The organism is Paraburkholderia fungorum, from assembly GCF_046027605.1.
GTDB classification, from domain to species: Bacteria; Pseudomonadota; Gammaproteobacteria; order Burkholderiales; family Burkholderiaceae; genus Paraburkholderia; species Paraburkholderia fungorum_F.
The window spans coordinates 18,979-43,416 of record NZ_JAQQEF010000007.1 but is presented as its reverse complement, the minus strand read 5'-3'; the positions used below and the strand labels follow the sequence as shown (position 1 = coordinate 43,416).

General features: G+C 61.2%; 25 protein-coding genes and 1 pseudogene. 13 read left to right on the top strand and 13 right to left on the bottom strand.

What is annotated here, in order from left to right; all coding sequences use genetic code 11:
- The first annotated feature begins 165 nt into the window (after positions 1-165).
- Positions 166-1,050, top strand: a complete 885-nt coding sequence (locus PQR53_RS13790; protein WP_408454415.1) for an SDR family oxidoreductase — start codon at positions 166-168, stop codon at positions 1,048-1,050.
- A 285-nt stretch (positions 1,051-1,335) separates the two neighbouring features.
- Positions 1,336-2,658: a TIGR00366 family protein gene (locus tag PQR53_RS13785; protein ID WP_408454412.1), complete on the top strand. Its 1,323-nt coding sequence runs from the start codon at positions 1,336-1,338 to the stop codon at positions 2,656-2,658.
- Between the two features lie 197 nt (positions 2,659-2,855).
- Here PQR53_RS13785 and PQR53_RS13780 read toward each other — a convergent pair whose 3' ends face one another.
- The 3 genes from PQR53_RS13780 to PQR53_RS13770 form a co-directional block, all read right to left on the bottom strand.
- Positions 2,856-3,446, bottom strand: a complete 591-nt coding sequence (locus tag PQR53_RS13780; protein ID WP_408454409.1) for a hypothetical protein — start codon at positions 3,444-3,446, stop codon at positions 2,856-2,858.
- Between the two features lie 99 nt (positions 3,447-3,545).
- On the bottom strand, positions 3,546-3,806 hold the full coding sequence (locus PQR53_RS13775) for a DUF6723 family protein (protein ID WP_408454406.1): 261 nt from the start codon (positions 3,804-3,806) through the stop codon (positions 3,546-3,548).
- Positions 3,807-4,004: 198 nt separating this feature from the next.
- Positions 4,005-4,655, bottom strand: a complete 651-nt coding sequence (locus tag PQR53_RS13770; RefSeq protein ID WP_408454404.1) for a glutathione S-transferase family protein — start codon at positions 4,653-4,655, stop codon at positions 4,005-4,007.
- Positions 4,656-4,779: 124 nt separating this feature from the next.
- Between PQR53_RS13770 and PQR53_RS13765 the strand changes: the two genes are divergently transcribed.
- From PQR53_RS13765 to PQR53_RS13745, 5 genes and pseudogenes are all read left to right on the top strand, one after another.
- Positions 4,780-5,745 (top strand): helix-turn-helix transcriptional regulator, encoded by a 966-nt coding sequence (locus tag PQR53_RS13765; protein WP_408454401.1) that lies wholly within the window; start codon positions 4,780-4,782, stop codon positions 5,743-5,745.
- 355 nt (positions 5,746-6,100) lie between these two features.
- A complete protein-coding gene (locus tag PQR53_RS13760; protein WP_408454951.1) occupies positions 6,101-6,742 on the top strand; it encodes a lytic transglycosylase domain-containing protein in 642 nt (213 codons plus the stop codon).
- A 195-nt stretch (positions 6,743-6,937) separates the two neighbouring features.
- Positions 6,938-7,624 carry a DUF2242 domain-containing protein gene (locus PQR53_RS13755; RefSeq protein ID WP_408454399.1) on the top strand — a complete coding sequence of 229 codons (687 nt, stop codon included), beginning with the start codon at positions 6,938-6,940 and terminating at the stop codon, positions 7,622-7,624.
- 777 nt (positions 7,625-8,401) lie between these two features.
- Entirely contained in the window at positions 8,402-8,653 is a 252-nt protein-coding gene (locus tag PQR53_RS13750) for a hypothetical protein (protein ID WP_408454396.1), read from the top strand.
- A gap of 11 nt (positions 8,654-8,664) precedes the next feature.
- Positions 8,665-8,892: pseudogene (locus PQR53_RS13745) on the top strand (hypothetical protein); the annotation flags it as partial.
- On the opposite strand, the gene PQR53_RS13740 reads toward PQR53_RS13745, so the two are convergent.
- The gene (locus tag PQR53_RS13740) at positions 8,880-9,809 is read right to left on the bottom strand and encodes a DMT family transporter (protein WP_408454393.1); all 930 of its coding nucleotides are present in this window, start codon (positions 9,807-9,809) and stop codon (positions 8,880-8,882) included. The pseudogene PQR53_RS13745 and the gene PQR53_RS13740 sit on opposite strands and share 13 nt — an antisense overlap.
- A gap of 197 nt (positions 9,810-10,006) precedes the next feature.
- Between PQR53_RS13740 and PQR53_RS13735 the strand changes: the two genes are divergently transcribed.
- Positions 10,007-10,759 carry an IclR family transcriptional regulator domain-containing protein gene (locus PQR53_RS13735; protein ID WP_323047927.1) on the top strand — a complete coding sequence of 251 codons (753 nt, stop codon included), beginning with the start codon at positions 10,007-10,009 and terminating at the stop codon, positions 10,757-10,759.
- Positions 10,760-10,985: 226 nt separating this feature from the next.
- The gene (locus PQR53_RS13730) at positions 10,986-11,198 is read left to right on the top strand and encodes a hypothetical protein (RefSeq protein ID WP_408454390.1); all 213 of its coding nucleotides are present in this window, start codon (positions 10,986-10,988) and stop codon (positions 11,196-11,198) included.
- Between the two features lie 152 nt (positions 11,199-11,350).
- Here the strand turns inward: PQR53_RS13730 and PQR53_RS13725 are convergent, their stop codons facing one another.
- Positions 11,351-11,629, bottom strand: a complete 279-nt coding sequence (locus PQR53_RS13725; protein ID WP_408454387.1) for a hypothetical protein — start codon at positions 11,627-11,629, stop codon at positions 11,351-11,353.
- A gap of 126 nt (positions 11,630-11,755) precedes the next feature.
- On the bottom strand, positions 11,756-12,511 hold the full coding sequence (locus tag PQR53_RS13720; RefSeq protein ID WP_408454384.1) for a Mut7-C RNAse domain-containing protein: 756 nt from the start codon (positions 12,509-12,511) through the stop codon (positions 11,756-11,758).
- Between the two features lie 94 nt (positions 12,512-12,605).
- Between PQR53_RS13720 and PQR53_RS13715 the strand changes: the two genes are divergently transcribed.
- Positions 12,606-13,475, top strand: coding sequence for an NAD(P)-dependent oxidoreductase (locus tag PQR53_RS13715; RefSeq protein ID WP_408454381.1), 870 nt, complete (start codon positions 12,606-12,608; stop codon positions 13,473-13,475).
- A 388-nt stretch (positions 13,476-13,863) separates the two neighbouring features.
- Here PQR53_RS13715 and PQR53_RS13710 read toward each other — a convergent pair whose 3' ends face one another.
- From PQR53_RS13710 to PQR53_RS13700, 3 genes are all read right to left on the bottom strand, one after another.
- Complete coding sequence (locus PQR53_RS13710) at positions 13,864-14,688, bottom strand: OmpW/AlkL family protein (protein WP_408454378.1); 825 nt, start codon at positions 14,686-14,688, stop codon at positions 13,864-13,866.
- 172 nt (positions 14,689-14,860) lie between these two features.
- Positions 14,861-16,105 carry a DUF2957 domain-containing protein gene (locus PQR53_RS13705; protein WP_408454376.1) on the bottom strand — a complete coding sequence of 415 codons (1,245 nt, stop codon included), beginning with the start codon at positions 16,103-16,105 and terminating at the stop codon, positions 14,861-14,863.
- A gap of 109 nt (positions 16,106-16,214) precedes the next feature.
- Complete coding sequence (locus PQR53_RS13700; protein ID WP_408454373.1) at positions 16,215-17,573, bottom strand: DUF2957 domain-containing protein; 1,359 nt, start codon at positions 17,571-17,573, stop codon at positions 16,215-16,217.
- A gap of 136 nt (positions 17,574-17,709) precedes the next feature.
- Here PQR53_RS13700 and PQR53_RS13695 point away from each other — a divergent pair, with 136 nt between their 5' ends.
- Entirely contained in the window at positions 17,710-17,889 is a 180-nt protein-coding gene (locus PQR53_RS13695) for a hypothetical protein (protein ID WP_408454371.1), read from the top strand.
- A gap of 174 nt (positions 17,890-18,063) precedes the next feature.
- On the opposite strand, the gene argC is transcribed toward PQR53_RS13695, so the two are convergent.
- The 3 genes from argC to PQR53_RS13680 all read right to left on the bottom strand — a co-directional run bounded on the left by argC (position 18,064) and on the right by PQR53_RS13680 (position 20,759).
- A complete protein-coding gene (gene argC, locus PQR53_RS13690) occupies positions 18,064-19,011 on the bottom strand; it encodes an N-acetyl-gamma-glutamyl-phosphate reductase (RefSeq protein WP_408454368.1) in 948 nt (315 codons plus the stop codon).
- A 293-nt stretch (positions 19,012-19,304) separates the two neighbouring features.
- Positions 19,305-19,877, bottom strand: a complete 573-nt coding sequence (locus PQR53_RS13685; RefSeq protein ID WP_179734854.1) for a flavodoxin family protein — start codon at positions 19,875-19,877, stop codon at positions 19,305-19,307.
- 279 nt (positions 19,878-20,156) lie between these two features.
- On the bottom strand, positions 20,157-20,759 hold the full coding sequence (locus PQR53_RS13680; protein ID WP_408454365.1) for a YbhB/YbcL family Raf kinase inhibitor-like protein: 603 nt from the start codon (positions 20,757-20,759) through the stop codon (positions 20,157-20,159).
- Between the two features lie 264 nt (positions 20,760-21,023).
- On the opposite strand from PQR53_RS13680, the gene PQR53_RS13675 reads away from it, so the two are divergent.
- Positions 21,024-21,713 carry a response regulator gene (locus PQR53_RS13675; protein WP_408454363.1) on the top strand — a complete coding sequence of 230 codons (690 nt, stop codon included), beginning with the start codon at positions 21,024-21,026 and terminating at the stop codon, positions 21,711-21,713.
- 103 nt (positions 21,714-21,816) lie between these two features.
- On the opposite strand, the gene PQR53_RS13670 is transcribed toward PQR53_RS13675, so the two are convergent.
- Positions 21,817-22,503, bottom strand: a complete 687-nt coding sequence (locus tag PQR53_RS13670; protein WP_179734848.1) for an orotate phosphoribosyltransferase — start codon at positions 22,501-22,503, stop codon at positions 21,817-21,819.
- 401 nt (positions 22,504-22,904) lie between these two features.
- On the opposite strand from PQR53_RS13670, the gene PQR53_RS13665 reads away from it, so the two are divergent.
- Positions 22,905-24,137: an MFS transporter gene (locus PQR53_RS13665; RefSeq protein ID WP_408454360.1), complete on the top strand. Its 1,233-nt coding sequence runs from the start codon at positions 22,905-22,907 to the stop codon at positions 24,135-24,137.
- The last annotated feature ends 301 nt before the right edge of the window (positions 24,138-24,438 follow it).

Genomic DNA, 24,438 nt, shown 5'->3' with positions numbered 1-24,438 from the left:
TATGCCGATAGCGTCAAATCACAATTGCAAAAGGCAATCCAATTGCGCTGCCTGCCGCCCATTACGGGTTCGCGCGTATTTCTATGGTGGAGGAGGTCTGCGTACCGCCGCTGCGCGCCGACGACGCCGGAAGCGCATACTTCTGTAAAACTTCCGGAGACGACAATGACCCTTGCTGGCAAGACATTATTCATGTCTGGTGGCAGTCGCGGCATCGGACTTGCGATTGCGCTCAGAGCGGCACGCGACGGCGCGAATATCGTGATTTGTGCAAAGACCGCCGACCCAGATCCGCGTCTCGAGGGGACGATTCATACTGCGGCGGCTGCTGTTGAAGCTGCTGGCGGCAAGGCACTCCCGCTGGTGGTGGATATTCGCGACGAAGAACGCGTGAAGGCGGCGGTTGCCGAGACCGCTGCGTTGTTCGGTGGTATCGATATCCTCGTCAACAATGCCAGCGCCATTCGACTAACCGGCACGCTTGACACACCCGTCAAACGGTACGATTTGATGCATGGGGTCAATGGCAGAGGAACCTTCGTGTGCGCGCAAGCATGTCTGCCTCACCTGCTCAATTCGTCGAACCCGCACATCCTGACGCTGTCGCCACCACTGGTCAGCGACGCGAAGTGGTTCAAGGATTTTCCGGCATACAGCATTGCAAAATACACGATGAGCCTATTCACGCTGGCTCTTGCCGAAGAGTTCAAAGACCGAGGCGTTGCGGTCAATTCGTTATGGCCTCGAACCGCTATCGCGACGGCTGCTGTGCAAAACGAGATTGGCGGTAAAGAAATGATGGCCGCATGCCGCAGGCCTGAGATAGTCGCCGACGCGGCTCACTATATTCTGACGCGCCCAGCCAAAGAGTGTTCTGGAAACTTCTTCCTCGACGACGAAATTCTGTTGGCAGCCGGTGTGCGCGATTTCGCGCAGTACGACGTGCTGGCTGGTGCCGCCCTACAGGCAGATTTCTTTGTGGATGCATTGCCGGGCATGCTACCGGCGGACCACATGACGAAGCGACCATCCCGCAACTCACCACGCTAAAAAGTTATGGTGTGCGGAAGCGGACCCAGTCACGTGCGCGGGAATCGCTAACTTCGTCGACCTGGCGGAGCAATTCCGAAGTGCGCGGCCGAGAAGTTCTAAACCCGTGGCCAGCTTGCTTCACCAAGGGCGGCTCTCTCAATCGATGCTGTCTTTAGCCACGGCAACAGTCGTGGCATTCGTCGCTGCAGAATCTTTCGTTGTGTGCAAGAATCGCCGCGCTCTGCTTACCGCCCGTAACAATGACAGTAGGCCGAGTTCATCTTGGTGACGAGGAGTAGACACTTGATTCAGCGAATTTCCGCCTTCTTTACTCAGGTGGTGCATCGGTTTTTGCCGGACCCCCTGATTTTTGCCATCCTCCTGACCATCGTGACCTTCGCGCTCGCGCTTGGTTTGACGCCGAAGGCACCTGCGGACCTTGTGATGCTATGGGGTTCCGGCTTCTGGAATCTGCTCGCGTTCTCGATGCAGATGGCGATGATACTTGTGACCGGCCATGCATTGGCGAGCTCTGGCCCTGTCAAACGGATGTTGGTCGCGTTGGCGAGCTCCGCGCGTACACCCGGCCAAGGCGTGATGCTGGTGGCGTTTGTGGGCGGAGTCGCCTGTGCCATTAACTGGGGCTTCGGTCTGGTCCTTGGTGCGATGCTTGCGCGTGAGGTCGCGAGACGTGTCCCGGGAACGGACTACCGCCTCCTCGTTGCAAGCGCCTACATGGGGTTCCTGACGTGGCATGGTGGTTTGTCTGGCTCTGTGCCGCTAGTGGCCGCGACCCAAGGCAATCCGATGGAGAAGACAGTAGGTCTGATCCCGGTATCGCACACCATATTCACCGGCTACAACGCATTTATCACCTTTGGCCTCATCATTCTGTTGCCGATTCTGGCGCGACTCATGATGCCGAAGCCGGAGGACGTCGTCACGGTGGACCCGGCGCTTTTGCAGGACCCGCCAAGCGTTGAACGCAAACTTCCGCCTAACGCAACGTTCGCGGAGAGAATGGAAGAAAGCCGGATTCTGGCGCTGCTGGTGGCGGCGTTGTGCGCCGTGTTTCTGGTGATCCGATTCATCAAGAAAGGCTTCGTTCTTGATATCGATACCGTGAACCTCGTGTTCCTCGCAGCAGGTATCGTGCTTCACAAGACGCCGATGGCATACGCGCGCGCTGTAGCCGGTGCAGCGAAAGGTGCTTCCGCCATCATGATCCAGTTCCCGTTCTACGCCGGCATTCAGGCCCTCATGGACCATTCGGGGCTGGCTGGCGTAATTACGAAGTGGTTCGTCGACATCGCGAACGTCCACACATTTCCGCTTCTGGCGTTCCTGAGTTCGGCGCTTATCAATTTCGCGGTGCCGTCTGGCGGTGGTCATTGGGTGGTGCAAGGTCCCTTTGTTATGCCGGCAGCGCAGGCACTTGGCGCGGACCTCGGCAAGTCCGCGATGGCAATTGCCTACGGCGAAGCGTGGACGAATATGGCTCAGCCGTTCTGGGCACTGCCTGCACTTGCAATCGCCGGTTTGGGCGTTCGGGACATCATGGGCTACTGCGTGACCGCGCTTCTGTTTTCCGGCGTGATTTTCGTGGCCGGTATGTACCTGTTCTGAGAAGGTCGGCGCTCCGCCTCAAACGAGGTGGGGCGCCTGGGAAGGCATGTTGCAAAGCTTCATGTCCTTCCGTATGAACTAGATCAGGCTATTGCTGCTCGCCGACTGGGCACCAGATTCTCCGTGCGTACGCAAAAGCCGCTCAACAATGTAGTGCGGCGTTACGTTCGGCAACCGCATACGGGAGCGCCCACCGCTCACTCCCTCACCAGCTCCACCGCAGCCGCCGAAATAAACTCCGCCCGCACGCTATCCCCGACTTTCAACTCGTCGAGCGGAATGCGCTCCGCCGCCCTCAGCACCTGCCGATGTTTCGGCCCACGCAGCGTCACCATCCGGCTCTTGCGGTCGATCTTCAGCACCGTCGCGACAACCTGCACCCGATGCGCCGACGACGCGTATCCCGCTGAAGCCGGTATCGCCGCTGTCGTCTCGATGCGTTCACGAACACCCCTGGTTGTCACCTTGTCGACTTGAAGCAGGAGCGCCTGCTGGTATGCGACATTCAGCGTGTCGCCGACCCGCAGTTTCCTGACGTCGGCCAACCGGGGGTCGACGTCGACATCAGCCAGATTGCCGTGCGGACCACGCAGCGTGATGCTGTTGGTCGCCGCATAGATCGCGACGATGTGGACCTGGGCGTGAATGACCTCGGCTTCTCCGAGCGCCGTCTGACCAGCATGGCCATCAGCGTCCTGAGCGAAGCCGGATTGACAGCAAGCGGCCATCAGCGCGGCCGCTGTCCACACGACCGCGGCCGACGAGCGCACTTTGTGCGGACGAGACATCCATTGCTCCCGAAGTGACCACCTCAAAATGACAATCCCAAACGACCCGGCTAAGCAATCAATCTGAATGGCCACAAAACCTCAGCCACGCTGCCCCGCTCACAGCTCTGGACGCGCGAGGTCGCTAGTGACGATGTGCTCGCCATATACCTGCGCCGCCGCGACGGCCTCCAGCTTGGTCGCGTAAGGGCCGAGCTCCGGCGCGCCGTCGAACGGAAACAGCACGCGGCCGTCGGTGGTGCGCACCACTTTCAACACGCCGAAGAAACGCCGGTAGCCCGCCAGCTTCGACGTGGCCGAAACTTCAAAATCTTCCTCCGACGTCGCGGGGACGCTGGGAATGAATGAGGTCTTGCTCATACCTGAAAACATCTCTTGTTCAATGGGGCGGCACCGGCATGCAAGGCCGAGGTGGCGCCCAGTTGTCCCGGCAAGACATTCACCGGCGGCCTTCATTGTCTCAAATCCCGGCGCATTCAACCGGAAGCCCGGTCAGTGAGCTGGCGGCCGCGTGCATTGCGTCCCGGATCATCGCGACGGGCCTCGCCGTAAGCAGCGTCATCCGGCGGCTTTGACCGCCGCCTCATGCTCGGCCGCCAACGCGGCGTCCCGCTCGCTCACCTTCATGAAGCTCGGCCGCGAGCAGATACGCTGGGCATACTCGCGCACGACCGGCGTTTCGGGCACCAGCTTGAACATCATCCCCCAGTGCAACGCGATGCCCCACAAGATATCCGCCGCGGACATCGTGTCACCGAGCAAATAGGGCGTTGCCTGCAACTGGCTCGTCAGCGTGCCGAGCATCGAATCGAAGTCGCCGTAAGGCGAGGTGGCAAGCGGCGCCGGGTCGCGCTTCATCGCCTTGTCGACGAGCGCCGGTTCGTAACATGCCGCGTAGTACACCAGCCAGCGCAGATACGGTCCGCGCGATGGATCGTCGAGCGCCGGCGCGAGACCCGCTTCGGGAAACAGGTCGGCCAGATAGATAAAAATGGCGACCTGTTCGGTGACCAGCGCGTCGCCGTGAAGGATCGCCGGCACTTTGCCGAGCGGATTGATCGCGAGATAGGGCGCGTTGCGCTGCTCGCCTGCCTTCATGTTCAGCACCTTCAGCTGATACGGGGCGCCGAGCTCCTCGAGCAGCGTGAGTGCGCTGACAGAGCGGCATTGCGGCGAGTGGAACAGCGTGATCGTACGATCTGTGGTCATGGCAGGAGCTTTCCTGGTCAATGAATATCGGTGGGGAACGCCGCCATCTATCCGGCGCCGGATGCCGCCATACTAGGCCTTCATACCTGTCAGTTTGTGTCAGGTATGCCTACACTTTGCCCATATGAGAGCCAGCCGCCTCCTGTCCATCCTGATGACACTGCAAGCGCGTGGACGTGTGACCGCCCAGTCGCTTGCCGACGAATGCGCCGTCTCGCTGCGCACGATCTATCGCGACATCGACGCCTTGAGCGCCGCAGGCGTTCCCGTCCAGAGCGACCGTGGGGCGGAGGGCGGCTATCGTCTGCTCGATGGATACCGTACGCGTCTGAACGGGCTGTCTTCGCAGGAAGCGGAGGCGCTGTTCCTCGCCGGCTTGCCCGGACCGGTGCAAGCACTCGGACTCGGCGCCGTGATGGCTGGCGCGCAGATCAAGTTGCTCGCAGCGTTGCCGGCCGAATTGCGCTCGACCGCGGAGCGCATGCGCTCGCGCTTTCACCTCGATGCCCCGGCCTGGTTTTCCGAAGCGGATCAGCCCGCGAATCTGCCCTTGATCGCCAAAGCTGTGTGGGAACAGCACCCGCTGCAGATTCGTTATCAGAGTTGGAAAGCCGAAAAGTTTCGCTGCATCGAACCGCTCGGCATCGTGCTGAAAAGCGGGGCCTGGTATGTGGTTGGCCGCGTCGGCACGGATCTCCGCATCTACCGTATTTCGCGCATTCTCGAATTAAGCATGCTGAACGAAACATTCGAGCGTCCGGCCGTTTTCGATCTGGCGGCTTACTGGCAAGACAGCACGCGGCGTTTGTCCGAAGAGATGCACACGAGCGAGGCAACGTTGCGCCTCTCGCCATGGGGCATGCAGATGCTCGAAGTTTTCGTCTCGCCGTTCGCACGCTCTGGGGCAAAAATCGGTGAGCCGGATCCCGCCGACGGTTGGCGCACGGTCACTTTGCCGGTTGGTTCGGTCAGGCAGGCGTGCGCGGAGTTGCTGCGTTTCGGCACCGAGGCCGACGTGCTGGCACCACCGGAGTTGCGCGCACGTTTCGCGGAGGTGGCGACAGCCTTGCATCGTCGCTACGCGCAATGACGGTGATGGCTCAGCAAACTTCGATTAAAGCCTCCGTGTGAATTGCAACTAACGGATTATGGTTCGGAAACACAGAACCGGCCGGCAATCCGGTGGCCGGCAATTGCGCCTCCCCGCTATATCGATCAATTGTGCTTCGAGGGTTCTCATCTGCTGACTCAACGACTTCAACTTCCAGGCGTTCGGCTTGTCGTGCAAAGTCAGTGTTTGCACGCAAATCTTCCGCAACACCCATGTTCACACACTCAGAAATCACCATCTTGCGGGCTTTCCTCTGAGGATTTTGGCGGTTTCGTGTCTCTTTTGGGGGCAGAGCTATAATGGTTCAATCCTTTTTCCTTCCCTGTCCTTCGTTATGAGCCGGTTACTTTGCCTGATCGTGCTTTCGCTCGGCCTGATGCAAGCCGCGTCGGCCGACGAAAACAATGACCGCATGTCCGCGTATCTGACGCAGAAATTCGGTCTGGCGAAGGAAAAAGCTCAAAAGATTTCTGACGCGGTGCAGTCCGCCGCTTCGAAATATTCACTTCCGCCGGCACTGCTGCTGGCGATCATTTCGATCGAATCCCGTTTCAAGGAAAAAGCCAAGGGCGCCAATGGCGCGACCGGGCTCATGCAGGTGGTGCCGGGCGCCCATCGCGGGCTGCTGAGGAACGTCAAGGACCTCACGGAGCCGACCACTAACATCGAGGTGGGCTCAGCAATCCTGTACGGCTACATGCGCTCTGCAAATGGCGACATGAACGCCGCACTCAAGAGTTATGGCGGATCGCAGGCCTACGCGCAGAAGGTCAGCTTGCGCGTCGAAGATTTTGCCGGCGTCGCTGCGCCACAGGACGTCGCATCGCGTCCGGACGAGCTAGGCACTCTGTGCGAGGCCGACCGCTGTGCGGCCCCGGATAACTGGGCCGACGCTTTCACGATACCTGCCACCAATGGCCCCGGCGTGAAGGGCGTCGCGGCGCTGCAAAACGCCTCGCCTGCGACGCCGCACTGAACTGAAGCTTCCTTCCTCTTGTTGAGTCTCTGTAGCTGAGTCTCTGTAGCGCTTGCTGACTGAAGCCCGCGGAGATGAGTTGTTACGCCGCATAAGGCGGCGCGGGGCGTGCGCTGCGCGCCTTTTACGCGCAGTTGGCAACCGCTCTACAATGCATTCCCATTCGAGCTCACGCTGCGCCTTTTCCGATCGACCATGCTTATCTCGTTTTCCAGGGCCACTGCCGCTGCGCTGCTCGGCCTGTTGACACTTGCCGCCTGTAGCAGCGCCCCACAGCCGAAATTCCAGCAGGAATTATTCGAAACAGGCGCAAGCCCTTACGCTCGAAATTTCAACTCAAACACTACGGATACCTGCGAGGCCGCGCGCCGCGCGCTGCTGAGCCAAGGCTATCTGACGACGATGACGCGCACCGATACGGTAGACGGAACGAAAAATTTTCAGCCGACCGGCGATTCGCACATCGTCGTCGAGTTTCATGTGGTGTGTACGCCCGGGGAAGAGGCGAGCGATACGAGCATCGTTTACGTCAACGCTGTCCAGAACGGCTTTGCGCTGAAGAAAAGCGATACCTCGGCAAGTGTGGGACTGAGCGTGCTCGGTTCACTGTCACTGCCGATCCGCTCGAACAGCGATGCGATGGTCAAGATTTCGAGCGAGACCATCCCATCAGGCAAGTTCTACGACCGCTTTTTCGGTCTCGTCGATCATTATTTACAAACCGTGGTGCGCACGCAGCCGGTTGCAAACAGCCGCATTGAGACCCGCATGTTGCCCGTGCCGGTCGAAGCGTCGATTCCCACGCCAGTTCCCGAGATGCCGGATGCAATCGACAAGGCTGCTTCCGTGCAACCTGCAAGCGGAGCCGGCGTCGCACCTTGACGCCTTCTTGAGACTGCGGATCCGGGCCGATCAAGACCTGATCAGCCTTTGATCTCATCACGCTGCGGTACTTATCCTATGTCTTTTACTTCATACATATATATATGTAGTAGTAGTTAACAAGGGTTAACCCCGTCTGTGGATAACTCTCAAATTCGCCGTTACATCAAGGTGATGGGAAAACCACAACCCAGCGGAACATCACTGTAGAAAAACTGCAAAGCTGGGATAACTTTGACGGGGCTTGTCCGCCGCCGCGCCTTATCAAGAATCCGCGCACAGGCTCTCCGATGCGCTATCCCGAAGTTATTCATAGGTCATTGTGGATAACTTGCGTAGCTGCCCATATTGCGCCCAGCGGCGGCGAACCTTTTCGTCGACGCCATTCGCTCGCCACCGTACAGACCGGGACGTCTCGAGGCGCGCACATTGAAGTCGGAAGGTACAAAGATTGCGTCTCTGTTTTTTGCAAGCGCAACTGTTGCTATTTAGTCAAAACCATTTCAGCAACGCCCTATCCAGGCATAGAGTTAAAGTGTTTTCTGAAGTTATTTGTGCAGTGCGGGGGTGAGTAATGAAACGCAGAACAGCACGACAGCTAGTCCGTCTTCTCTCCGATATCAGGCATGCCAGCCACTGCACGACGTTACGGGCGGCGGCTACTAACCGGGCCATATCGCTGGCTTCCTCCGAGCATGACGAGGAGGGTCACGAGAGCGACGAAAGCAACGAAGCCGCACGCGACACGCGTCACGACAAGCCAGTCCGGAGCGGATCATGAGAGCAGCAAGTGAACAGTCGCTGCGTTTCCTGGTTGAGAAATGGCTGGCGCCGGGCCCTTCGGTTCCGGTTCACGTCACTGAATTCAGTCGCACCCGCCTGGGCGGCAGGCGCTATGTGCGCGTGGAGACTTCTCTCGAAGGCGGGTCCCGCGGTCTCTTTTTCTTTCGTCATGACGACGGCTGCTGGTGTGTGTTTCCACCCACTGCCGATACTCCCAAGCTCTTTGCGTATCCGCGCGCCGCTTGACGGCAGACGCCGCCGTCAAGCGGTCGCGTGCCGACGACTACGACCTGTTCGAGCGCTTCCAACTGCCGCGTGTGCTTGAGGTATGCAAGGCGTCGGCGAGTCTGTCGCAAGCGGGCCGCACATTATTTGCCGTGTCGCGGCAAGCCAGGAAGCAACCGAACGATGCCGACCGCTTGCGCAAATATCTCACGCGTTTCGGCGCGGAATGGGGCGATTGGCTGAAACCTCACGAGGCGTGAGGCGAACGCTCGCTTGCGCGTCGCCAGGCGGGCATCACCTGACACACGATCAAACCCGCGAGCATCAGCGTGCAGCCGAATAGCGAGCGCGCCGACAGCGTTTCGCCGAGCACGAGCCAGCCGGCGAGCGCGGCGAAAACGCCTTCCATACTGAAGATCACGGCGGCATGGGACGGCGTCGCATGCTTTTGCGCGACCACCTGGATCGTATAAGCGATGCCCACCGACAATGCCCCGCCATACAGGATCGTCGGCGCGGCACGTTCGATCACCGCGAGACTGACCGGCTCGATCGCGAGGCCGACGACCAGACATGCGAGCCCGCAAGTCACAAACTGCACGAGCGCCAGCATGAGTGGGTCATGCCGTAGCGCGAAGCGTCCAACCAGCATCATCTGTACGGAAATCACCAACGCGCCGGCAAGTTGATACCAGTCGCCGTACAGAATCGAGAAGTGCTCGTTGACGCTCAGAAAGTACATGCCGAGCGCAGCGAGCGTCGCACCGAGCCACGTGCCGAATCCGGTTCGATGCCGAAACAGCACGCCCAACAGCGGCACGATCACCACGTACAACGAACTGATGAAGCCGGCGTTGGCGACTTTCGTGTATTGCAGGCCGATCTGCTGTAACGAAATCGACGCAGCCAGCACGAGGCCCAGCAGCACACCCGCACCGAACAGTTCGCGTGCGCCGCCGGGTTCTCGCTTCGACAATTCCGCAAGCGCGGAGCGCCGCACGCAGACGATCATGGCCAGCACGACCAGCGCGCCGAGTAGAAAACGCAGTCCGGTAAACAGGAATGGCCCGATCGCATCGAGGCTCAGGCGTTGCGCGACGAACGCGGAGCCCCAGATCATGGCTGCGATCAGCATTAGCAGATTGGCGCGCAGGTGTTGGCGTGTATCAGGTTTCAAAGGCGGTTTTTTGAATTCGGTTGTTCTAACAAGGCGTGCAGGGCGAGGCGCCGATTTTATCCGCGCGCACGCGCGCAGGATACGCCGCAACAACCCGGCCGGTCGCACGGCGAGCCACTCGCGCGATAATCGCGCAATGGCCGGACGGCTCAAGACACGACTGACCCACCGGGCGGCCCGACTTTCAGGCAGACGCTATGGACGAGAAAGACTGGATCGCCGGCGCCGCGAAGGCGCTGGCGATCATCGAAGCATTCGACGAAGAGCACGCGCGCATGACACCGTCCATGGTGGCCGCCCGCACCGGACTGTCGCGCACGGCGGCGCGCCGCTATTTGCTGACGCTGCGCGAGCTCGGCTATGTGGATACCGACGGCAAGCTGTTCTGGCTTGCGCCGCGCGTATTGCGGCTTGGTCAATCGTATCTGGATTCGGCGCGCTTGCCGCGCACCGTGCAGCCGTTTCTTCAGCGCATCACCGCAACTATTCAGGAAACCGCGCTGGTGGCGATCCTCGACGAACACGACGTGGTCTACGTCGCGCGCAATGGCGTCAACCGGGCGATGGCGGTGGGCTTCGTGCTCGGATCGCGAGCCAGCGCGCCGTTGTCGTCCGCGGGTTTGGTCCTGCTGGCCTTCCAGGCGCCGGAAAGCATCGAACAATGGCTGGCGTCCTATCCGATCAAGGTATTCACGCCGCACACCTATTCAACCGTCGAACGCCTGCGCGAAGTGCTGGGCGAAATCCGCGGCGATGGTTATGTCGTAACCGACCAACAACTGGAATTGGGCATGCGCGGTGTCGCGGTGCCATTGCGTGACCGGCATGGCGCGGTCGTGGCGGCGATCAGCGTGAGCATGCCGATCGGCCAGGAGTCGGCGAATGCCGCGCTGCATCGGGTACTGCCGACTCTCCAGGAGACCGCCAGTTTGCTGCGAAATCTGCTCTGAAAGCGCGACTAGGTAATCTCCCTAATACGCCCTATTTAATGAGTGAAAGCATCACGAAAGCAAGCTGTCTCCCGGAAAATACATATCGAGTTTTGGGCATGACAAACCGCCTACACTGCGTAATACTCTCCCGCGGGGAGCGGTAAGGCGCCTCAGGCCCTGTCTGCTTCACCGCGCAGCTATTTCATTCACACTGACTCAGTCGTCCAGGTTTGGGGAACAACACATGAAAAAATTTATCGTCTCGCTCGCAGCCGCTTCGATCGCGCTGGTCTCCGTTCAAGCTTTCGCACAGGCATCGGACGCAGCAGCGCCGGCCGCTGCAGCTAGCACGCCGAAGAAGCACCACATCAAGAAGCTGAAGACGCACGGCAAGCGCGCTCCGGTTTCGTCGGCTGCTTCGGCTGCAGGCACGAACGACAAGGGCACGCAGAACTAAGCTCACGCTTGGTTGCGTCGGGCGAATCCGGCCGGCTCTCTTCGGCGCGCCGCTAGCCGGCGAGTGCAATGTAGGGTCTGTTAAAGTCGCCAGCAAAAAGGCCAGAGCTCATGCTCTGGCCTTTTTGCGTTGAGCAGCGGGTTCTGCGGCGTTTAGCCCGCGAGGCCGCGCTTGATGACCTCGTTCAGCAGTCCGGTCATGCCGTCCGGATGCGTGGCGGCCCGTTCTTTCAGTTCAGTGACCAGGTCGCCATTCAGCTTGCAGGCGAACGCGACGAGGCCGTGCGCCTGGTCGAGTTTGCGCTGTTCGCGGCGATCGAGCTTCGGCTCGGCGGCTGCGGCCTTGCCGAAGCGGTCTGCGGTAGACAGTTTCATTGCGTTGTTCAGCTTGAGTGCCTTGTTTTTTTCAAGGTCGGTTTTTTTCATCGCCATACGGAAGGCCTCTGCCAGATAAGTGATCCCGCATTGTACGCATCGCGCCGCGGGTCGAGCGAGCCGCGGCGATTCCGCACTCGAAGGGCGTTGGCGCGGCGTTCGGGGCGCGCGAGGTCTGGCTGCTCAAGCGTGACGTTCCGGCGCGCCGGCCACGCTGTCCATCAGCGCACGCATTCGTTGCCAGTGCGTGCCTTCCCAGAACACGCGCCGGCACACGTCGCAGGTGACGAACTGGTGGTGTCGTTCCAGCACGCCATCGGGCGCCCGATCACCGACTTCCGCTTTGGCAATGCGTCGCAGCGGCGCATTGCACATCAGACACAAACGGAACGGCTGCGCGCTGCCGGCCAGATCGAGCCGTTCAAACACTTCGCGCAGTTGCTCATGCGGACGCAGCGTACGCACATAGCAGCCATGCGTGATGGAGCGCCGTTTCAATAGCTCACGATCGCGCGTCAATACGATGCGCTGCTGTGCGGCGGCGAGTGCTTCGATGTCGGCGTCGGGATAGTGGTTGTCGTAGAGTGTGTCGAAGCCGGCCAGCCGCAGCAGCGGGGCCAGACCGCCTAGATGCGCATCGGCAATGAAGCGCACCGCGCGCAGCGGATGTTCGCGCACGCGCAAGAGCGGCTGGATGTCGAGCGCTTCAAACTTCGGATAAACGGCGATGCGGTCGCCGTCGGATAGCAGATGATTGAAACCGACCGATTCACCATTCACCAGGATCAGTTCGACTTCGGTATGCGGCACGCCAAGGACTTCGATCATATGTTTCGCGCTTGCGCCGGGCGCACAGGCGTAACTGAACGCGCGCCGGCGCAAGGGCCGGGCGAGAAAATCGTTCAGCTCCTCGTAGAAGCGGAATGTCGCGGTGACCATCGCAACAGTATCGCACCGGGCTTAATTGCGCGCTGTCCTGCACGTGTCGCATGGGTGTGCTTTACTTCCAGTTCTTTAGAAGACGGAGTGACAGATGGACATCGGTTTTATCGGTCTCGGCGAGATGGGTGCCGCGATGGTTGCAAACATATTGAAAGCCGGGCATCAGGTGCGCGTGTGGAACCGCTCACCGGAACGCGCGCAGCCGCTCGTCGACGCAGGCGCACGCGTCGTGGCGACGCCGGCTGAAGCGTTTGCGGGCGACGCCGTGTTCTCGATGCTCGCCGACGATACCGCGCTGCGCGAAGTCATCACCGCGTCGCTGCTGGAACACGCCCCGCGCGGCTTGATCCACGTGAACATGGCGACAATCTCGGTGGCGCTGGCCGAGGAACTGGCGACGGCCCATGCCTCGCGCGGCGTCCATTATGTCGCCGCACCGGTGATGGGGCGGCCTGACGTCGCCGCTGCCGGCAAGCTGACGATCGTGGCGGGCGGGCCGGCCGAGTCGATCGATCGAGTACAACCGATTTTCGACGCCATCGGCCAGAAAACGTGGCGTATCGGTTCGCTGCCGCAGCAGGCCAACGTGATGAAGCTTGCGGCCAACTTCATGCTGGGCGCAGCCGTCGAGACACTTGGCGAGGCGGCCACCCTGGTGACCGGCCACGGTCTTGCGATGCAGGACTTCCTCGACGTCATCACGAGCGGCCTGTTTCCGGGGCCGGTCTATGCGGGCTACGGCAAGATGATCGCGGAACAGCGTTACGAGCCGGCGCTGTTCAAGGCGCGTCTCGGATTGAAGGACCTGCGTCTCGCGCTGGCGGCCGCTGATGCGGTCACGACGCCGTTGCCGATCGCAAGCGTAGTGCGCGACAGCCTGATCGAAGCGGTGGCGCATGGCGACGGCGAGAAAGATTTTGCTGTGCTGGGACAGGTGGCGGCGCGGCGGGCGGGGCGCTGAGCGGCTGCGAATGCTGGCGGCCGGCTACGGTCGCCGCCATCCGCAAAGCGCCACGCAAAATTGTTGCTTTTATACAACGACGAGGGTCAACCCTAATTTGAATGTTGCGACGCACCAAAGCATTTGCTATAGTTCGTCTTGTCTCCTCCATGTCTCCTCTGATATGGATTCAGCCCGCCAACTTAGGCGGGCTTTTTTTTGCCTGAATTTCCGGCGTCCTCCCGTTCGCTCCGGCTGCTTCGCACAGTCATCGCGCAGCAGCCCGCATCCACCGAGTATTCAGCTCACCGGTCGGGCCGCCGATCCAGGGTCGCTCGCCGCCCGTGCAAGAAAACCAAGCCGGCTGGCCCCCGCGGGACCAGCCGGCTTGGTCGCGTCCGCACCGAACTCAGAACTTATACGAGACGGCCAGGAAGGAAATGATCGGGTCGGCCTTCAGTTCTGCCTTCGAGACACCCAGTTCCGTGCCGTCCGCCGCCTTGATGATGACCGACGAGGTCGTCTTCAACGGGATGTACGTGACCGATGCCACCAGGCCCCAGTGGTCGGTGATGTTGTACGCAAGACCCGCATTGAACACGGGTTGCCACGACGAAGAAGCCTTCGCCGACACCTGCGTCTGCCCAGGCTTGCCCGCACCGGCAGCCAGCACCGCGCCGAGATTGTTCTGGGTGGACGTGACGAAGTTCGGACTCAGCTGAACGTCGGAGAACCAGTTATACGACACGCCGATACCAACGAACGGCCTGAACTTTGCCGTGGGCTCATTGAAGTAGTACTGGAACAGCAGCGCCGGGCTCCACTGGCGCACGCTCTTCACAATCGGATTGGCCTGCGGATCGCCGAGGTCCTGCTGGCCGAGCGCCCCTGCCGGTCCCGGCGGCTTGATGGTGCCGTGGCCGTAGATCTTGAAGACCGGCGGCACGCCCGCCACCGTCGTCACGGCGATGTGATCGGTGAGGTAATGGCTGAATACGAGGCCGACCGTATCGGCGCTATTGGTCGACAAGCCCGTGCCGCTGGACGTGAACGAGTTCGGCAGACGCAGTGGCGTATTGATCGGCGTCGGGGCGACGTTGGTGGTCAGCGGCGTGCTTGAATCCTGCGGCATGACGTGGAACCAGCCGAGCACGGCGACGTTATCGCCCGCGTGTTGTGCATGCGCACTGACTGACAGGCAGGCGGCCAGTATCGCCAGATAGAGTTTTTTCATGTTGTTCCTCCTGAGGCGCGCGTTGCGTTGAGCGCGCGCGGCGAGCGACGGCGGGTTGGCTGCCCGGCCGATGCGCTGAATACCCGGTGGACGCCGGCTGCTGCGCGATGACTGCGCGCAGCAGCCGGCACGCGAACGCCTAGTTGCGTGTCGGCGGCGCGTGTTGCGTCCATTACTGGACGAAGGCGCCGATCGTGAAGTACGGCGAGGCCGCGTTGGTCAGATCGAGGTAGCCGAACACGCCACCGGTGAAGATCATCTTTCCGGTCGGCTTGGTGCCCGTCGACGCGCCTACTTGTGTCGTCGTCACAACGCCCGGCACGGTCTGCGTGAAGTCCAGATTCAGCGCGGTCGCGAGCGATGCCTGCGACGCGTTGAACGGATCCAGCAGCGTGGCCTGCGCGCCTTCGAGCGCGGTGGAGCGATAGTCGAACTGGCTATCCACGCCGATGTACTCACCGTTTTGCGAGTTCACCGCGATCGAGGTCTGGGGCGCCAGAATCGAGATGCCCGATTCGTCGTCCGCATACGGGCCGGGTTCGCCATTCACCAGCGTCGTCACTGACGAGTTCGCCGCGCCGGTCCGCACCAGGATCGGCACGACCTGGTTGCGCAGCTTGCCGACGATCATGTAGCCGCGAGCTTTCGGCGTCGTGGCGAGGGTCGGTTTGGCCTGGCCCAGGAACTTGTCGGTTTCGAACGCGCCGCTGCCGTCGCTCGATGCGACGAAGTTCGTGCCCGGCTGCTGGCACTTGCCCGCGTTCACACCGGAGTTGTCGCACTCGCTCCACGTCCCGTCGGCATTGATCGTGATCTTCGAATCGACCGCGACCGGCGCGAAGCTCTGCGACGGAACCTGGTGATAGCCGAGCTGGTTGTAGGTGCCGACCACATTCGCGAGATTCGTTTCAATCGACGAGAAACCGATGAACGGGTAGTAGGGGAACTTGGTGTCGGGCACGGCGCCCACGCCGAGAACCCCACCAAAGGAGATTTCCGCGCCCGGAATCGTGCCGCCCGCCACGCCTTCACCGACGAAAATCCGCGCCGGACGACTCGGGTCGAGGCTTGCACCGTTCAGCCGGAAGGCGCACTGGTTCAGCTTGTTGGTCGGCAGCTGTGTTTCCTGGGTCAGCGTGCCGCTTGCAGTCTGGCCGGCGCGCGTCGGTGCGACGGTGCCGGTGGTTGCCGGGATCGGCGATTCGATATAGCTGATTTGCCACGTCATCTTGGTGGTGTCCATCTGCAGTTTGACTAGCTCGCCGTCACCGCCTCCACCCGTGAACACCGTGCCGAAGTCGAGCGACGAAGGACACAGGCGAACCTCCGTCACCGGTCCATCGCCGCCGCCACCACCACCGCACGCCCCCAGCAACGGGGCTGCAAGAGCGAGCACCGAAAGGATTCTCCATTTCATACCGCCTCCAGAATTTTCTCGTTGTGTGTGGCCGGCTCCCAGTCCGGCCACCATTTGCTCTATTTATGTCTCGTAGTGCGAACTGCTGTTGCTTCGCTTTCTTGCCTGGTTACTTGCTGATTTGCGCACCGATGCCGAAGTAAGGGGCGTTCGGCGTGTCCGAATTGGCCGACGTCGGCGTGATGCCCTGGTTGACCGTGCCCTGGATCTCGATCGCGTACAGGCCGCCGGAGGCGATGGCGAGACCGGTCTGGCCGTTCGCTTGCTGGACGCCGACCAGTCCGGGGCTCGGCAGACCGTAACCCAGCCCGAACCCGTCTTCCGCGGCCGAAGTCGACGGATTGATGAAGGTGCCAACGCCGCCCTGGATCAACGTCGCGGTGGACTTGAAGTTCGAATCCGCGCCGACATAGCCGCCGTCGAAACCGCCGGATGCGAGGGGCGTGGCTGCCGCGAGCATGGCGATACCGGATTCGTCGTCGACCGACAATGAGAGGATCTTGACGTGCCCGGTGCGGACCACGAGCGGTACGGTGGCGCCGTTGATCTGGCCGATGATCATGTGAGCCGTGCCGGATTTATCCGTACGGAGTGGAGGGGGAGTGCCGCCATTGACGATCTGCGGCGGGTTCGCGCTATCGAAATAACCGTTGCTGTTCGGTGTGAGTGCTGCGCCGGTCGTCAAGCATCCACTGGGACTCGAGGACGTGCAGTTACCGCTGGCGTCGAATGTCTCGACCGAATTGGTGGCGACAGTTTCGTAATTCGCCGTGGGTGAGAGGTGATAGAGCAAGCCGTTGTAAGTGCCCACCAGTTTGGTGAGGTCGGTCGTGGTAGTGGCGAAGCCGAGGAACGGATAAAAGTCGAAGTGGCGCTTGTTCACCGCACCGATACCTAATCCCAAGGCACCGGCATATTCCACTGTCGCGCCCGGAATGCCGCCGCCGGCTACGCCTTGGCCCACGAGGATCGTCGGCGGATTGGGATTGCCGACGAAGTCGGGCGTTGTGTAAGTGGTGCCGTCAGACGCGGTGCCGGTGCCTTTGCCGAGGATGAATGCGCAACGGATTTGTTCCGCGGTCGGCAACGCGCCGGTCGGCGGGTGGATCACCGCGCCTGTGATCTGCGTGCCGGCTCGCGTCACCTCGACGCTGGCACTCGTCAATGGAATCGGGGACTCGAGCCACTTCAGCGTGTACGTCATCGCCGTCGCGTCGATGTTGACCTGTACCACTTCGCCACTGCCTGCTCCGCCCAGGAAGGTGGTCTTCACAATGTCGGCGGTAGCGGGACACAGCGCTGTCGGATTCGAACCCGTGGGCGGCGGACCTTGCACGCCACAGCTCGATCCCGAGCATTGCGGTGCACTGATCGCGCCTGGATTGTCGGCCTTGCCGCCGCCGCAAGCGATGAGGAATGGGGCCGAGGCAATGGCTATTGCCAAGCCTCGTGTAATGGCGTGCGACATGCTGCTGTCTCCCTTCATGTATTTGTGCGAGCTAATTTCGCTGCGCGTTTAATGCCTGTCAATTGAATGAGCCGTCTAAAAAGACCGATTCAAACAGCACGATTTTTTGCCGCACGCGCTCTAGGCGGAGCCGGCGATGCCTTTTAAACAAAAAAGTAAATTTGGGTTCGGCGGCGGCATCGTTGCTTCGCCGCACACCCTTGCCAGGCAAGCGTTGCGGCAAAATGGCTCTATCATCTTCGAACGACCGTTCGCGAAAAAATCCGGAGTTTCCCTATGCGGAAAACTATGCGGGGCGCGTCGATTTCAGGAATGAATTACCGTCGGTTAATGGGTAGTCCGATTTTTCTTTTTTAAGTAATGCGGGCTACTACTGATTAAACGTGAATACGGGAATTCTGATGGCAGGTTTTTAAAACAAAAAAGCCGGTCTGCAAAGACCGGCTTTCGGAAAACTGACGGCGAATTGCCGTCTGCGTCTGGAACGAGCTCAGCGTTTCAAGCCGCTTTCCTCGGGGGCGCCGATTGCGAGGTTCATACACTGGATCGCGGCGCCCGACGCGCCCTTGCCCAGGTTGTCGAGGCGCGCGACGGTCACGAAGCGCTCTTCGTTGCCGAACACGAACAGGTCGACACGGTTGGTGTCGTTGTTCGCTTGCACGTCGAAGAAGCCGCTGTCGAGATTCGCTTCTGCATCGAACGGCGCGACGTGCACGAAGGCCTCGCCCGCGTAGTACTCGGCGAACAGCGCCTGGACGTCTTGCGGCGTGGCTTTCTTGGCCAGCTGATTCGGCGAGAAGAACGTGGTGACCGCGAGGCCCTTATAGAAGTCGCCGACGATCGGCGTGAACACCGGTGCCGATTTCAGGCCCGTATGCGCAGCCATTTCCGGCAGATGCTTGTGCGTGAGGCCGAGTGCATACGGGCGCGGGCTCTTGAGCTTGTCATTACCACCGGCTTCGTAGTCGGCAATCATCTTCTTGCCGCCGCCGCTATAACCGGTGATCGAATAAGCGTGCGCCGCGAACTCCGGCGCTACGACGCCCGCTTCGACGAGCGGACGCATGGCGAGCACGAAGGCCGACGCATGGCAGCCTGGCACGGCGATGCGCTTCGCGGTGCGCAGACGCTCGCGTTGCGAGCGCGCCAGTTCGGGCAGGCCGTAGGCCCACTCGGCGGAGGTGCGGAAGGCTGTGCTGGCATCGATCAGCACGGTGTGATCGTTTTCGACCAGCGAGGCCGACTCGCGCGAGGCGACGTCCGGCAGGCATAGGAACGTGACGTCCGACGCATTGATGAGACGACGGCGCTCCTCGAGGTCCTTGCGCTTCGCTTCTTCGATACGCAGGATCTCCACGTCGGCGCGTTGCGACAGGTATTCAAAAATCTTCAGGCCGGTCGTGCCTTCCTGTCCGTCGACAAAAACTTTCGTGCTCATCTCGATCTCACTGACTTGCTGGAAACGGGGCGCGACACCGCGCCGGAACGCTATTTTAAGACCTGACGGCGGCGGGTGCGCAAAACAACGTGAAAAAACGACGATGCGCGCCGAAAGTGACATTGGCATGACCTGTACACGACAGATGCGAGCCGATGCGATCAAGTTCCGAGGAGATTAGCTGCGCTTGGCAAGCACACCGACGCGCCTTGTAAAGTGCGCTCCATCTGCTGTGAGCGCACGCGGCTGCGGGCCGTGGCCGCTGTCCGACGCGAACCTTCGGAGACGGTGCGTTATCGAGGCGCCGCGTTCCAGCGCGCCGTCACGCCGGCAATGCGCACACCGAACATGCGAGCCGTTTCCAGATCGCCCGCGGGCGGCGCTTCTTCCGGCGACGCATCCGCGGGGGACTGCGTCAGGAGGCCGGTAAAGCCGCCCACGTAGTTCAGGTCGTTGCGGGTCGCCGCCTTGGTGTTCGACGGCATCATGCCGGTGCCAGCCCAGATCATGCTGTGTTGCATCGCCAGTGTGACGAAGTACTGAATTGTCGAGAACTTGTCGCCGTTCATGGTCGCCGAATTGGTGAAGCCGGCGGCGATCTTGTCCTTCCAAGCCTGGCTGAACCACGGTTTCGAACTCGCGTCGGCGAATTTCTTGAAGTCGGCGGATGGCCCGCCCATGTAGGTCGGTGCGCCGAAGATGATGGCGTCGGCAGCCGCCAGCTCTGCCCAGGCCGCGTCGTCGATTTCGCCGACCGGCATGAGCTTGGCGTCAGCGCCTGCTTCTAGCGTGCCGGCCAGCACAGCCTCGGCGACTTTCTTCGTGTGGCCGTAGCCGCTGTGATAAACGATGACGATCTTCGACATGGCACTCTCCGGCGAAATTAAAAAGCGGGGTTAAGCACGACAACGGTGCGCGCACGCGGCGACGCGCCTCGACAAGCATCGCCTACGCCCAGCCGTTGCACATTAGCGCGCGCGGATGACAGCAGTTCCGCTGCGGACGCAAGGTGACGCAAGCCGTGCGCCAACTGGCGTGCCGAGTGTGGAGCCGGCGGAACTCGCCGCGGCTCTGCACACGCCAAGGTGTGAGTCGCGCTCAGGCACGCAGCCGATGTCGTTCGAGACAGGTTTTGACGAACGCCGTTACCGTCCGTAGTTGACCACCATTCGCGCGCTGCCGAGTGCGGCGGTGCCGATTTCGTGATCGAACATAAGTGCCGGGCGTCCCTGCGCGAGGCGCAGATCCGCGCTGCTTAGCGCATAGACCGTGATGACGTAGCGGTGAGGTTTGCCTGGCGGCGGACAGGGGCCACCGTAGCCGTCGATATCGAAGTCGTTGCGCGCTTCGACCGCGCCGAGTTTCTTCAGGATACCGGACGAGCTGGCATTCTCCGGCAAGCTGTCGACGGTGGCCGGAATGGCCGCAACGGCCCAGTGCCACCAGCCGCGGCCGGGCGCATCCTGATCGAACACGGTGATGGCGAAGCTGCGCGTGCCGGGCGGCGCACCGTGCCAGGTTAATTGCGGTGAGCGATTGCCGCCTTTGCAGTCGTCCTGATCGAAAACCTGAGCGGTACTCACTGTACCGCCCGCATGGAAACTGGCGCTGGTTAGCGTGAACGCGTCCTCGGCGAGCCCGTCAGGGCTATAGGTGGCCAATAGCGCGAGACCCAGCATCGCGCAGGCGAGGAACGGCAGACGGCGGAACAGCAAAGCAAGCGAAACAACCAGGCAACGCGCGCGCATGTGCCGGTTCTCCTGTCAGGGCGCGAGGCAGTCGACCTCGCGAAGATTATTGTCCCTATTTTGTGCCCCAAGGTCGAATCAAGTCTAACATTCGCTTAGCGGCGGATCATTGTTGCTGACAGCGGGCTGGGCGGACGTGAAATCGGCTATAGTCGGAGGAATTGTCCGCACGAACACAGACGCGTGCCCGATCAGTCCAAGTACCAAGAATAGAAAGGCATGTCAGAAGTTTTGGAGAGTGGTTTATCCGTCGAGGGGAGGGCAATGCAAGCTCCAGTCAGGGTCGTGGTCGCTGACGACCATCCGGTGATTCTGTTCGGCGCCGAACAGGCCTTGCTCAAGTTTCCAGGTCTGCAGGTCGTCGCGCGCGCGCGACAGTCAACCGAACTGGTCAAGGTGCTGCAAACGGTGGCGTGCGACGTGCTCGTCACGGATCTGGCCATGCCAGGCGGTCAATACGGCGATGGCTTGCCGTTGATCGGTTATCTGCGGCGCAATTTTCCCGACCTTCCCATCGTCGTGCTAACGATGCTGGAGAACGCCGCGTTGCTCAAGCGGCTGAGTGAACTCGGCGTGACCTCGGTCGTCAACAAATCGGACGATCTGAGCCACATCGGGCTGGCGGTGCAGCACGTCAGTCGCAACCTCGAATATATGAGCCCGTCCGTTAAGGCGTCGCTCGATACGCTGCGCATGAATGCCGGCGGCAAGAACGAAGAAGTGATGCTGTCCCGGCGCGAACTCGAAGTTGTGCGCCTGTTCGTGTCCGGCATGACGATCAAGGAGATCGCGGAGCAGCTCAATCGCAGCATCAAAACGATCAGCACGCAGAAGAACACGGCAATGCGCAAGCTCGGCATCGATCGCGATTCCGAGTTGTTCCAGTACGCGCAGAGCAACGGCTTGCTGAATCTGTCGTCGTATTCGGTCGACGATACCGGCACGCCGTCCTAGCCGCGGCCGTCTGTTCGTCCGGCTCGACGAGCTCAATGAAAAAAGGCCGCCTGTCTCATCGACAGGCAGCCTTTTTTATTCCATCCGCATTGGGCGGCTGCGCTTACTGCTGCGTTGCGTTGGCGCCGCCGTGTGCCGCAGACCATTCGGCCGGCGCGTGCAGGAATTTTTCCACTTCGTCGAGCGTCTTGCTGTCGAAGTAGTTGTTTGCCTTGGCGACGCGCAACACATCCCACCACGTAGCAAGCGCGTGCAGATCGACGTCGATGTCTTTCAGCACCGACACGCTTTCCTTGAAGATGTTGTAGTGGAACAGCACGAAGCAGTGGTTCACCGTGGCGCCGGCGGTGCGCAGTGCATTGATGAAGTTGATCTTGCTGCGGCTGTCCGTGGTCAGATCTTCGACCAGCAGTACACGTTGCCCTTCAGTCAGCAGACCTTCGATCTGCGCGTTACGGCCAAAGCCCTTCGGCTTCTTGCGCACGTATTGCATCGGCACCATCAGGCGGTCGGACAGCCACGCCGCGAACGGGATGCCGGCGGTTTCGCCGCCAGCCACCGCGTCGATCTGTTCATAGCCGACGTCGCGCAGAATCGTGGCTTCCGCCATTTCCATCAGGCCACGACGCACGCGCGGATACGAGATCAGCTTGCGGCAGTCGATATAAACCGGGCTCGCCCAGCCGGACGTAAAGATGTACGGTTTCTCCGCGTTAAAGTGCACTGCTTGTACTTCCAGCAGCATCTTGGCGGTGGTGTCGGAGATCGTCTGGCGATCGAAGCCTGTCATGGGCAGATCCTTGGGTGTGAGCGGGGAGAAGCGGGCGCGAGGCCCGGTGGCGCAGCAAGCGGGGTATGCCGCGCCATGATGGGCGGCGCCTTGGTAGGCAAATACACAACCGGTCAGTGGAGTACAGCCCGGTTTTGCTACGCGCGTAGGCCGACATTTTACCCGAAATGGCCTTCCCGAGGAGGCCGTCGTGGGTGTCGGAGGCGAGCGACGGTTATCACGGCATCACTGAAAGAGGCTTGCAGGGTTTCTGCCCCGGGCCGCATTGCGATTGCTTTCCGCGCGGATTGCCGGTCTGTTTTTTGGCTTGCTTGTGAGTGGCTTGGGGCGCCTTTACACTCACGCGAATTTCCCGGGCGGCTTGCATGTTTGCCGCCCTCATGCCCTACGGAATGCTTTCAATGACTGCCGCTTCTTCTGCCACCGAGACGCGTGAACCTGCCCAAAGCGGCTATGCTGGCCGCGCGCTGCTCGCTTCGGTGCTCGGTTATGCGATGGACGGCTTCGATCTGCTGATCCTCGGATTCATGTTGCCGGCCATTGCCGTGGATCTGCATCTGAGTTCAGCGCAGGCCGGTTCGCTCGTCACGTGGACGCTGATTGGCGCGGTAGCGGGCGGTCTGATTTTCGGCGTCTTGAGCGATTATTTCGGCCGCGTGCGGATGCTGACGTGGACCATTCTGATCTTCGCTGTCTTTACCGGACTGTGCGCGCTGGCGCAGGGTTATACCGACCTGCTGGCGTATCGGACCATCGCAGGCATTGGGCTGGGCGGCGAGTTCGGTATCGGCATGACGCTGGTCGCCGAGGCGTGGCCGGCGTCGCAGCGGGCGCGGGTATCGTCGTATGTTGGATTGGGATGGCAACTCGGAGTGTTGGCGGCGGCGTTGCTCACGCCGCTTCTGCTGCCGGTGATCGGCTGGCGCGGCATGTTCGCGATTGGATTGCTGCCTGCCGTGGTGTCGTTTTTCGTGCGACGCCACGTCGAGGAGCCAGCGCTGTTCACCGAGCGCGTCGCGCGCGGGATGCGCAAGCTGCCGGTCAAATTGCTGGTGGCCGATGGCCGCACCGCGCGCGCCAGCATCGGCATCGTGATTCTCTGTTCCGTGCAGAACTTCGGCTATTACGGTCTGATGATCTGGCTTCCGAGCTATTTATCGAAGACCTTCGGCTATTCGCTGACCAAGTCCGGCGTGTGGACTGCGGTGACGGTTCTCGGCATGGCGTGCGGCATCTGGCTGTTCGGTGTGGCCGCGGACCGTTTCGGCCGCAAGCCGACCTTCCTGTTCTACCAGGTGGGCGCGGTGGTGATGGTCTTCATCTATGCCCATCTGACCACGCCAATGGCGCTGCTCATCGGCGGCGTGGCGATGGGCGTGTTCGTCAACGGGATGATCGGCGGCTACGGCGCGCTGATCTCCGAGCTTTACCCGACTGCTGCGCGGGCCACCGCGCAGAACGTCCTGTTCAATATCGGGCGGGCGGTCGGCGGTTTCGGGCCAGTGGTCGTAGGCGCATTGGCCGCACGCTATTCGTTTGGCGCGGCGCTCGCTTTGCTCGCGTCGATCTATCTGCTCGACATCTTCGCGACGCTCTTTCTGATCCCCGAACGACGCGGCGCCGAACTCGAATGACACACGCGTGACCCGCGCTTCTGTTCCCTCCTTAACCTGCGCATGACGCACGCACGGCGGTGAGCAAACTGGCCGCCGGATGCCGCGCTGCAGCATTGCTGGGCCCTGTTTCGCCGATGTCGAGGCGTGTTAACCACTCAGTGCATCGACACGTCCGGGGTGTACACTAACCGACCCGCGTAGCACTCCGCACCGTCTTGCCCTCCGCCGAGGTTCGACGCCGCGCCTAACCGGCGCATGCGAAAACCGCCGCAGTCGATTATCCGTTCGATAGACGCGAAGCGCCGTCAACGGTGCGGTG